This window comes from Candidatus Aquicultor sp., from assembly GCF_054640775.1.
Genome location: NZ_JBTSLF010000290.1, coordinates 1 through 2868, shown reverse-complemented (window position 1 = coordinate 2868; position 2868 = coordinate 1). Strand labels below are relative to the sequence as shown.

The following is a 2868-nucleotide window of genomic DNA, read 5'->3' as shown; positions in this document are numbered from 1 at the left end:
GTTACGCACTACCTCATAATCATCTCTTGCTGTTTTAGTGATAACCATGATTGCTTTGTTATTTCTAAACTTAATTTCCGGGACAGAACGATCCGTAAGCGAATCCGTTAACAAGAAATCATAACCCAAGGATGACATTGCCTGCATTGTGTTATCATCATAGTATCCGTTCAACGGCATAAAAGCCTTTATTCTTTTGCCGGTTATTTTTTTCAATGTATCGGCGGCGTATTTCAATCCTGAAGTTTGCGAATCCTTGCTATATAATTTATTAACCGTGTCTTCGGGAGATTCCAAAAAACCTATGTCAACGATAGCTCCTAAATCGCCTTTGGAAGCCAACGATCTCACCAGTCCCGGATTTTTTCTGGCAACATCGGCATTAACAAAAAAAGTAAAGGGAACGTTATTATAGTTTAGAACCGAATTAAGATTTGAAATGTTTCCGGGCTGTTCGCTAATTGTTGGTATGAAAAGCATTGCTGCATCATACTGCTGAGGCCAATCTTTAACAAATGCCGTAGGTTGATAAATGAGCCAGTTAACGGAGTTATTAAAAAGTTTTTCGAAGTAAACGTAATCTTTCTGCGCACCAATCACGGAATTAAGTTCAAAACCATACCAAACGAATCGCCCTTTACCGTAAGAGCCGTAAGCAATTCCTGCACTCTTCTGAATTTCTTCGTGAACCAATCCCGCTTCTTTACGGAAATCATACCAAAAACTTACTTGTGTTGTTCTGGGCTCGAGCACTTCGGCATAGATTGGTCTATCCCATGTTGCAATTTTCAGCGCGTAACCGGTGGGGATTCCTGCTGTAAGCGGCAGGTTTCCACGTAACGTGTGAACTTTATATGTTTCTTCCGGCTTAATTTCTTTGTTGAATTTCATTCCGAACAACTCGGTAAAGAAATCCCAACCTCTCCATTTTGCTTCATCCGAATAAGTAGCCGGTCCGCCGGTAACGAATACACTCCCGCCGTTTTCTACATATCGTTTTATTTGAATAATTTCTTTATCACTCAATGCTTTTGATCCTGGAAGAATCAAAAGTTTATATTCATAGTGCTGACCTAGTTCAATTGTCTGATCGGAAATAATATCGTAATCCATTTTGGCGTTCTTAATAAATCTTTTCCAAGTGTCAACGTTATCTCTAAGCCATGTGCTACCAGCTGGAAGCATGTTCTCGGTATATTGGGAATAAAGAATGGCTGCCTTACCTTTTTTCTCAGCAGAAGTAAATTTTAGGTTGTTCTTTGTGGGCAATATTTCTTTGAGCTCATAATTTCCGTAAATATTTTTTACTATGAGCAAAAAAACGAGAATAGCAGTAATTAATAATACTAAGCCGCTGAGAAAAATTATTAGATAATTTACTCGTAAGCCTTTAAGGGTTTTTACCGCCACCTTAAATTATCCTCTTGTTTTTTGTCTGGACGCGTTGGTTCTACATAACCTTCGTTCGTATATCGAACAAACTTCTTTCTGCCCGTCGCTCTTTCGGATTCAGTAGCCGGTCTCTGCTCATATGTCGGAGCCGAGCCAACAAACGTCGGTTTCAATTCCGGTCCGCGCGATGACTCACGCGTAGGTTCCTGCTGATACGTTTGAGCTTCAAACGTACGTCTTTCCGGCGTCATTCTCTGCTCAGTTATAAGAGGTGCTGGCGTAACTAGCTCGGCAGGAATTGCGGCCGGCTGCGCGGCTTGGGCGGTGATACCTTTCCTCTCCCGTACCTTATACAAAATGTATGCACCTACGGCAAGAATAAATGTTGAAATAGTCGCAACCAGAATTATTAAAGAAAGTATTGGAATTAATTCCATATTAACCTCTAATAAATAAAAATTTACTTTGATGCTGCAGACTGAGCAGCAACTTTTGATGTTCCACTTGCCATTCCGGTTCTTTCCAACTTACCCCAGGTCATTCTAATACCCAGGAACTCCTCGACAGTAGCCATTGCCTTTGTAACATCTATTAAAAGTATGAATACTACCCGATAAATTATTGCGTAAGGAACCAATCGGAATTCCTCTTTTTCAGTGGCTATACAATAAACGGCTGCCATCATATCTAAAACCGCGATTCCCACCCACCAAAGGAAGATAAAACTCGACAAGCCATAGAACAATGCAACAATAATAAAATAAAGGTTCACAAAAATGTTCATTGCAGGCCAAACCAGAGCTTCGTAAAACATAGTCCAAAGAATCATACTGTTATTAAAATTCACTGCCGGATTGATAAGGTATCTCTTGTGTTTTCTGATAGCCTGAAGTATTCCTCTTGTCCATCTGTATCTCTGTTTTAGAAGTTGCTGTATTGTAACAGGGGCTTCAGTATAAGCGATCGCATTTGGCTCATAGGCAATTCTCCAACCGCTCGCAAGAATTTTCAATGTTACATCAGCATCTTCGGCAAATGTGTCGCTGGAATAAAAGCCCGAATCTCGTAAAGCTGTTCTTCTGAATAGTCCTATCGGACCCGGAATTATGTTTACCATTTGCGCAAACCCTTGCGCACTGCGAGCCATATTCAATCCTTCCAAATACTCAAGCGCTTGCAAATCGGTAAGAACTCTTTTTCTATTTTGAACTTTAACATTTCCGGCAACAGCCCCAACATTTGGATCAACAAAATGTCTAACAGCCATTCGTAATGTGTTAGGTGTTAATTGGGAATCACCGTCCATGCACAAAACAAACTGCGCCTCCGAATATTGAATTCCTGCATTCAATGCTTTGGCTTTTCCACCGTTAGGTTTGTTGATTAGAGAGACTTTCACCATTCCGCTTCTGCCTTTTTTATAGCCGACGAGACCACCGCCAACAGTTGCTGTATCGTCAGTCGATCCGTCGTTAA

General features: G+C 40.7%; 3 protein-coding genes. All 3 read right to left on the bottom strand.

All coding sequences use genetic code 11. From position 1 onward, the window contains the following. On the bottom strand, positions 1-1410 hold a 1410-nt coding region (locus ACYC56_RS14320; protein ID WP_461374848.1), incomplete at its 3' end, for a polysaccharide deacetylase family protein. After that, complete coding sequence (locus tag ACYC56_RS14315; RefSeq protein ID WP_461374847.1) at positions 1401-1748, bottom strand: hypothetical protein; 348 nt, start codon at positions 1746-1748, stop codon at positions 1401-1403. The genes ACYC56_RS14320 and ACYC56_RS14315, both read right to left, overlap by 10 nt. A gap of 104 nt (positions 1749-1852) precedes the next feature. After that, positions 1853-2868: glycosyltransferase family 2 protein (locus tag ACYC56_RS14310; RefSeq protein ID WP_461374846.1), on the bottom strand; the 1016-nt coding region annotated here is incomplete at its 5' end.